This is a genomic window from Lysinibacillus sp. 10T31, from assembly GCF_056394365.1.
In genome coordinates this window covers 1-8,588 of sequence record NZ_JBFTHS010000097.1, presented here as the reverse complement: position 1 = coordinate 8,588, position 8,588 = coordinate 1, and the positions used below count along the sequence as shown (strand labels likewise).

7 protein-coding genes and 1 pseudogene are annotated in these 8,588 nt (G+C 33.3%); 4 read left to right on the top strand and 4 right to left on the bottom strand.

The genetic code is table 11. From position 1 onward, the window contains the following. Positions 1-277: 277 nt before the first annotated feature. Positions 278-346, bottom strand: a pseudogene (locus AC1DCY_RS26385) (hypothetical protein); the annotation flags it as partial. Positions 347-1,040: 694 nt separating this feature from the next. Between AC1DCY_RS26385 and AC1DCY_RS26380 the strand changes: the two are divergent. Together AC1DCY_RS26380 and AC1DCY_RS26375 are read left to right on the top strand one after the other, a co-directional pair. Further along, positions 1,041-1,607 (top strand): ABC transporter ATP-binding protein, encoded by a 567-nt coding sequence (locus AC1DCY_RS26380; RefSeq protein ID WP_477355444.1) that lies wholly within the window; start codon positions 1,041-1,043, stop codon positions 1,605-1,607. 170 nt (positions 1,608-1,777) lie between these two features. Beyond that, complete coding sequence (locus AC1DCY_RS26375) at positions 1,778-2,158, top strand: hypothetical protein (protein WP_477355441.1); 381 nt, start codon at positions 1,778-1,780, stop codon at positions 2,156-2,158. Positions 2,159-2,323: 165 nt separating this feature from the next. On the opposite strand, the gene AC1DCY_RS26370 is transcribed toward AC1DCY_RS26375, so the two are convergent. Continuing rightward, a complete protein-coding gene (locus tag AC1DCY_RS26370) occupies positions 2,324-3,553 on the bottom strand; it encodes an MFS transporter (RefSeq protein WP_477355438.1) in 1,230 nt (409 codons plus the stop codon). Positions 3,554-3,626: 73 nt separating this feature from the next. On the opposite strand from AC1DCY_RS26370, the gene pdxR reads away from it, so the two are divergent. Further along, the gene (gene pdxR / locus AC1DCY_RS26365) at positions 3,627-5,018 is read left to right on the top strand and encodes a MocR-like pyridoxine biosynthesis transcription factor PdxR (RefSeq protein WP_477355432.1); all 1,392 of its coding nucleotides are present in this window, start codon (positions 3,627-3,629) and stop codon (positions 5,016-5,018) included. An 831-nt stretch (positions 5,019-5,849) separates the two neighbouring features. Next, on the top strand, positions 5,850-7,418 hold the full coding sequence (locus tag AC1DCY_RS26360; RefSeq protein ID WP_477355429.1) for a glycoside hydrolase family 10-like protein: 1,569 nt from the start codon (positions 5,850-5,852) through the stop codon (positions 7,416-7,418). A gap of 268 nt (positions 7,419-7,686) precedes the next feature. Here AC1DCY_RS26360 and AC1DCY_RS26355 read toward each other — a convergent pair whose 3' ends face one another. Further along, positions 7,687-8,103 carry a YjdF family protein gene (locus AC1DCY_RS26355; RefSeq protein WP_477355426.1) on the bottom strand — a complete coding sequence of 139 codons (417 nt, stop codon included), beginning with the start codon at positions 8,101-8,103 and terminating at the stop codon, positions 7,687-7,689. A gap of 374 nt (positions 8,104-8,477) precedes the next feature. Then, positions 8,478-8,588: IS3 family transposase (locus AC1DCY_RS26350; protein ID WP_477355447.1), on the bottom strand; the 111-nt coding region annotated here is incomplete at its 5' end.

Sequence of the window (8,588 nt, the reverse complement as noted above, 5' to 3'; positions counted from 1 at the left end):
AGTGATGAAACGGAATGCATATGGCTTTCGACGCTTCGATCACTTTCGAGCAAAAATCTTATTAAATTTAAAGTATAAAGATATCGGGGTTCATCTGGGTTAACGTGCTAAAAGATCACATCACCCCAACATTTGACTTAGAACCAAAAGAAAAAGAACATTTAAAATCGATAGGTGGATTAAAGAGGGTCAAGGAACTGGCAGTTGGGTAGATTATCCGCCTTGGTTTAAAACTAAGATAATGGACACGCCATAAATAAAAGGTAGAGTATGATTCCTAGTTTTTCCATGGAAACGATAATTCTAAGATTTCATCTTTCGTAGGCTTTCGGTCAGAATGGATTAAAGAAGCTGGAGTGGGTGCGGATTATATGCCGTAGTTAAACTTGATGTTTCATAGTTAGGAGGGTCCGCTCGTTAAAACATTTTAAAATAAATAAACAGCAAGAATTTCTATCAATTTAATAAAAAACCATTTGATTATGCATTTAACAGACCTAAAGTATCAGCATCTTGCTGGTGCTTTTTTTAGTGGTATGCGTAGCTTGCACATGAACTTTAGGGTGCAAGTTCCAATCTCTGAAGGAAGTAACACACCTGCCCTAGGAACACTACTATATATAAGGCTAGTTCAGAATGAGTTTGCTCAATAAAACAAAGCGTTTCTTTTGAAGACCGTATCGGATAAATAAGGTGGAAAGATGGTGTTAAAGTGTATGTGCTTATCCGGGGGGCTGACAGAAACGTGAAGTATCACTTCATAACCTATTTTGTGAAAAGTAGATAGTCTATTAGAGTTTCATAGAACACCTAAAGGAGAAGGTAATTTCCTAATCATGCAGCAGTCTGCCTGTTCAAATTAGCTGTACTTGTAAAACAAGTGCGGCCACAGGGAATCTTGTTGACAGTTAGGAATAAAAATAGAACACCTATATCAAATACTTTGGACATCTAAGTATAGAGGAGCAGATTGTATGCATGGAATGAAAAACAGTAGAATTCTCGAGTTATAGTATGTATGTAAATTAGGAGGGTGAACCATGCAGGATTATAATGTAAAGGTAGAAAAATTAACAAAGAACTATGGGAAAAAAGCTGTTCTGAAAGGAATAGACTTTACTGCTAAAAAAGGTGAAATTATTGGTGTTATCGGTAAAAATGGTGCTGGGAAATCGACATTCTTGGAAATTTTAATGACGATTAATGATTATAATGACGGTAAGGTAGCTGTTTTTGGTAATAACTTAAAGGAAATTGATCAAGTTCAGCTGGAAGAAATCAAAAGTAATATATCTGCTGTACTTCAGCCTACACAGTTTTATAAAAAATTAAAAGTAAAAGAATTACTAGATCTTTTTCGTGCCTATTATGGTAGCAAAGTAGATTTAAATGAAATTATCGAAGAGTTTGAATTGCAAGAGCATCTAAATACGTTTTTTGATAATTTATCTGGAGGCTGGAAGCAAAAGGTTAGCCTAGCGATTGCTTTTTCTTCAAAACCGCGTTTGATTATTTTGGATGAACCGACTACCGGTCTGGATCCTCATATGCGGAACATATTATGGGAAAGCATCACAGGATATATAAAAAAAATGACAGTACAGTGATTTTATCGACTCATTACATGGACGAAATAGAACTCTACTGTGATAAAGTTCTATTCATCAACGACGGTGTAACCGAAGTATATGATACGCCAGAAAATATATTGAAATCAGGTTATAAGTCTATTAATAGCTTTTATCTTGATAAAATTTCTAAATAAGGAGGAGAAAAGATGTTATTAACACAAATTAAATATGACTTAATCATGTTTTTTAGAGAGTTATTTTATTTGGTTTTCACAGTTGTTGTACCGCCAGTAACATATATTTTAATGGGACAAATGTTCAGTAATGCAACCTATAGCGGAGGAATGAACTATGTTCAAATGTATACACCATCGTTTATTGTCCTAATTAGTTTTTCAGTAGTATTCTTTGCCTTTGGTTTTGATCAGGTAATGAATCGTGCGGAAGGAATTGAAAAAAGACTTTTCATTACGCCTATAACAGATAAGATTCTTCTAATGTCCAGTATTGCCAAGTCATTTATTATTGCAACTGCAGGATTTGTCTTAATTGAACTAAATAGAACGTTCACCACTGTTGTTTATTGATTATAGTATTATTCTTCGAATCTCATTTCCCTATAGTAGATAAACTTTACATGGCAATATCGTAAAAATAATCATATTTTTTTATGCTGTTTTTTCTGATAACAACAAATGAAACATATTCACACAGCATTGTTTTGACCAAAAATACCTAATTAATCTCTTTCTTTAACTTTTCACAATAGAATGTGAAGGTTTTCTACCATGCAGTAAATAATAAATACCAATTCCGATTATTATAAGGAATGAACAATAAAAATATAATGTTCCATGATTAAATTTAGCTGCGGCAATACCAAAGATAAATGATCCAATGCCGAACCCAAAATCATATATAGTAAGGAATGTAGCCGTAGCTAATGTTCTCTTTTTAGGTGGTGCTACTTGAATAGCAATGGTTTGAAAACTTGGAAACATGGTTCCCCACCCAACTCCAATAAAGGCTGCTGATGTAAGAAATAACAAGGACGTATTCGATATACTCAATAAAAAAGTACCGACTCCAAAGCATAAAATAGCTGGATAAATTATAATATTTGCCCCGAATAAATCATACCATTTTCCGGTAAATGGTCGGGAAATTAAAAGTACCACTGCGTACACAACAAAAAAATAACCACCAGCTTCCACTAAACTTTGCTCTTTAGCATATATGGAAACGAAGGAGATAATTCCAGAATAAATCATTCCAAAGAAAGCTGAGACCAATGATACAGGAATGGCGGAATTTTCTAAATAACCTCCAAATTTAATATTTGTTTTTCGTTCAATTACCTTTTCTGGCATAGAAGCTTTCTTAGGTAATTTAACAAGTAACCCTGCAACGAGTGCAAAGAGAGCACAAAATACATTTATAATGAACATTACATTTGTCCCTGTTTGTTGCATAACAGTCAAACCCAAAAAGGGACCAATAGCCATAGCAAGATTTAGCGTTAGTCCATAGTACCCCATACCCTCTCCTTTGCGAGATTCCGGGATGAGATCGGCCACAATTGCTCCAGTGGACGTTGTGGCCATTCCAAAACCAATTCCATGAAAAAAGCGGAGAATTAGTAAGCCAATCAGAGATTGAGGAATAAAATACAAAATTGAAGCTGTGAAAAGGACAAGGAGGGAACTTATAAAAACGACATGCTTTTCTGCCTTTTCGAACCATTTACCTGCAAATAGGCGTGTTAGGATGGATGCAATCAAAAAAACTGTAGTAATAAGTCCAGCTTCAGATTCGTCACTATGCAATTCTTGTATAGCGTATATAGGTAGTGTAACCAATAAATAGAAAAATGCTGTAAACACGAGAAAATTAGTAATGGCAATACTGATAAAATCCCTTGTCCATAATCGGGGTTTATCCAATATTTCCACCTCCCAGATCAAAATTTTTTCTAAATTCATTATTCAGTTATACTGTCATTTCTAAAAGGTACAGTTTATAATAAATGCAAATGACAGATGAGGTATTTCAACGATGAATGAACTAATAATTAATATCAATCGAAAAAGTAACACGCCTATGTACCAACAAGTTTATCAATATATACGAACTCAGATTTTATCTGGAAAATTAGAAAGGAATACAAAGTTGCCATCAATTAGACAACTTGCTCTCCAATTAAAGGTCAGCAGGAACACAACTCAGGTAGCCTATGAACAATTGCAATCGGAGGGATATATTCGAAGTGAGAACAAGAAGGGTTTTTTTGTAGATGCAACTATAACGGATGAGATGCTTACTTATGAACCTATTAGAGAACACCAACATGAAAAAAATCAAAATGACATAAAATTTATTGACTTTAAGATTGGGACAGTGGATCAAGAGAACTTCCCTTTGAAAAAGTGGAGAATGATTACAAACAAAATCATAAATGACTCTAGCATGTTTTCATACGGAGAAAAACAAGGCGATATTCAATTAAGAAAGGAGCTAGCAGATTACTTGTTTCAATCAAGAGGGGTTAATACTTCTGCTGAACAGATTATTATTGGTAGTAGTACACAACACTTGTTATTTCTTTTGTCGCTGTTGCTAAAGCAAGACTATCATTATTTGGCAGTAGAAGACCCTGGATATAATGTGGCAAGGGAACTATTTGCTCTTCAATCATTTATCATTGATCCAATCCCGGTAAAAGAACAGGGCATCCAAGTCGAACGGCTTTTAAAGTCGCCCTCAAAACTTTTATATATTACTCCTACTCATCACTTCCCATATGGAGTAACTATCCCTGTCAATGAAAGATTAAAGTTAATTCAATGGGCAAAAAGAGTGAAAGGATATATTATTGAGGATGATTACGATAGTGAATTTCGATACATCCATCAACCTATACCGTCTCTTCATAGTTTAGATTCTAATGATAGGGTGGTATATTTAGGAACTTTTTCAAAAGCATTGCTACCTTCTATCCGTGTTAGTTATATGGTTTTGCCTAGGAGTCTAGTAATTGAATATAAAAAGATACTCCCTTTGCTTGAGCAAACATCCTCAGCTATTCATCAGAGAACGCTGGCAACCTTTATGAATGAAGGATATTGGTACCCACACTTAAGGAAGATGAAAGCATTGTATAAACGTAAAATGAATCTATTGAATAAGGAATTACTAAAACACTTTAAGAATTATGTTGAAATAAAAGGTGGTAGCTCCGGAATTTCCCTTATTATCGAAGTAAAAACAAAAATGAGTGAAAAAATGCTAATTGAAAGGGCATTTGAACACGGAATTATAGTTTATCCTTGCTCAAAATATTTCTCGGAATATGTACCACAATATCCACATATTCAACTTGGATTGGGTAATTTATGTGAAGAAAAGATAATAAAAGGAGTATCTCAACTAGCAAAAATTTGGTTGTAATCTTATTAGAGGTACAACCCCATCGCTATTAAGTTAAGATTTTAAGTTTGTTACTACTATTGGACAATTGAATTTCTAACAAGATTGGTTGAAGAGGGTTTGTGAGAAATTGCACTTAAACTCCCATGAAAGAACGTAATCATCTTTCATTTTCTGTGGTGTAGTGTTGATTTTAAGCGACATGGATGGCTAACGATGCAGTTTAGTTGAAGAAGAAGGTTACTTTAAACAGATATACCAATGCGAAATTTTAAATTCTATCACTATATTGAATGAATATCTGAAAGAAAATGTGCAGTTGTAGCTTTGTAAAAAAGATTGAACGTTTATAAAAATTGATAATTTGTAATAAAGTTTGATAAAAATCATCTCTTTAGTTATCCTTTAGATGATTTTTTTTTGGACATTTATGTTAAAATTGATGTTTATCTTGTGAAGAATTTCTTCCAATCCTTCCACCGTATGGTCCACTTTATCAACGAACTTAACAATTGACCAAATGATTGCTATTCAACGCTCTCATAAAATTGGCGTCAAGAATATTAAACAAATGGAAATTACCGGAGAAGGGAGAATAATTGGATATTTGTGGTATTATATAGTGAGCGAAGAAAAAAGAATAAAATTTTCCAACGAGCTTCGCAAACAATTGAAATTACCAATAGAGGGTCCTGCCGACAAAATGCTACAGACCTAATTACTGTAAGACACTTTTTGGAAGGATTAAATCAGTTCCTACTTTTATAGAATAGGCTGATATGGTATTTACTTAGGTTATAGTAACAGCTAGGTTTTAATAGCTGAGAATTAAAAGGAGAGATTTCATTATTTATGTTTAAAAATTTTTTTGGAAAGTGCTTAGTAACTTTTTTTGTTTTACTTTTACTTATCCCTGTTTTTACAAATCAAAAGGCTACAGCTAATTCACTACCTCAAAATGAAATGCGTGCAGCCTGGATTGCAACAGTATCTAATATTGATATGAAGGCAGGTATGAGTAAAACCCAATATACTCAATGGGTTCAAAGTACCTTAGACAAATTAAAAGCTGATAACTTTAATACAGTTATTTTTCAAGTTAAGCCATTAAATGATGCACTGTACCCGTCTAAGCTTGCTCCATGGTCATCGTATATAACAGGCAATACACAAGGGACCAATCCGGGTTTTGATCCATTGCAAATAATGCTGGACGAAGCACATAAGCGAGGATTAGAACTTCATGCTTGGGTAAACCCATATAGGGTCACTATGCCTTCGCAATCTTTGTCTAATCTTGCTGCCGATAATGTAGCCCGTAAAAATTCTAATTGGGTAGTGAAATACGGTAAACAATACTATTTAGATCCTGGTTTGCCGGAAGTTCAAAATTACTTATTATCAACCATAGAAGAATTAGTAAGCAACTATGATATCGACGCTGTACATATGGATGATTACTTCTATCCTTATAAAATAAAAGGAGAGACTTTTCAAGATCAACAAACTTTTAAAAAGTATGGTGGCTCATTCAAGAATATTGAAGACTGGCGCAGAAATAATGTTAATCAATTAGTAAAAAAGGTTTATGCAAGCATTAAGGCAATTAAACCTCATGTTCAATATGGAATATCTCCGTTTGGAATTTGGCGAAACAAAGGGCAAGATTCTACTGGTAGTAACACGAATGGAATGAGTAACTACGATGATCTTTATGCTGATACAAGACAGTGGATTAAAGATGGAAGTATCGATTATATTGCTCCTCAAATCTATTGGTCAAGAAATCATAAAGCAGCAAATTACTCTGTTTTATTAGATTGGTGGGGAAGAGAAGTTCAAACGTACGCAAAAGTCCATCCTGTTAATCTATATATTGGCATGGCCAATCATAAAGTTGGAAATGATTCTGATACTGCATGGAATAATAAGACGGAACTTATCAGCCAAGTAATCGCCAACAGAGCAAATAAAAATGCTCAAGGACAAATGCATTTTTCTCTAAGAAGTATTAACAATAACGCTCTTGGATATGCTTCTTATCTAAATCAGCAACTATACAATTATAAAGCTTTAACACCTACAATTTATTGGAAAGGCTCTGCAATACCTTTAAGTCCAACTGATGTTAAATTGAGTAAAGAGTCTTTCGGCATGAAGCTTACTATTACAGATGAAAATAGTACTCAACCAAGGAAATATGTAATATACCGATTTGATGGAACAAAAGAAGGATCATATGAGGATGTTAAAAATATAGTAGACGTGGTTTATAACACACAAGGTAATACTGTTTATGTAGATACTATTGCAAATAATAGTAAAGTATACACATATGGTATAAAGTCTATATCTGCTACGGGTGTGGAAAGTAAAACTGCTTTTGTTCTAAAAGACGGAAATTCTTACCAGCAGCAATAGAGCCAACACCTGAAGGGCCAGAGCAACCAGAAAAACCTGTAGATCCAAAGCCTATTGGTAGAAAATAATCGATCTTTTTTATAAAAACCAATCTTTAATTTGAGGGATAAGAATCCATTTTGATCAATCTTTTTTCAAAATGGATTCTTTTTATTTATCGTAAAATGCTGGTTTGTGAAGAATTTTTGATCAAACTTTATTTTAAAGCAACTTCAGTAATCAAATAATAAAAAAACTGACAACTAATGTTGTCAGTAAAAAGAATGAATTACCTACCTTTATGTTTATTTTTAGACTTTTGAACTTTGATATTCCTAATATATTCTTTATGTTCTTCTTTTAGTCGTTTGCAGGTAACAGATTTTTCTTTTTTTCTAAGATCCATTTCTGCTTTAATCGCTTCTTCAGCCTTAGTAGAAATACTAGGTTTTTTAAGTTCTTTCGCTACTTTTCTTTGAAGTCTTTTAGGGTTGATTTTTTTAACTTTATTTTGTTGGATGGGTATTCCGCTATATTTATCATTATTTTTGATAAAATCCAACAAATTCGTATTTACAAAATCATAGACTTCTTGATCTTTAGGTTCTTTTCCAAAAATATACCGGTATGCTTTGTATTTATTTTCGGAAATGTTTTCTATTAGCCCTATATAAAATTGTCCATCATAGCAAATGGTTAGTTTCATAGTAGGTCCCTCCTTAAAATTAAACTCGAATGATGGACATCCCAAGGAGGGGAAGGTTATTGACATCAAAATTATGATGCATCCGGACTACCAACCGAATCGTATTTTTTCATTCAAGTATGTATTATAAACGATATAGCAATTTTTGTAATGAAAAATTTGGATATTAATTATTAATTGACTTGAAATTGATACAAAATAAAATATCTTATTAATGAACAATATGAGGAAATTAATAAATATGGTGGGATCCACTTTTAATTGCGAATATCTAAGAATTTGTGATGAATCGCACTTAAACTAACGGAGTGCGTTAATTAAAGATCATTGAGTTGCTAAAGTGTACCCTTTGTAAAGGACATTTTGAAAAAAAGCTAGGCGACTTTTTGAAGCTGCTGTCTGTATTTTGCAGGCGGCAGCTTTTTCAAGTTCCATTGCCCTCGATAATGGTTGTAATACATCATATAACTTTTCACTTCTCGTTT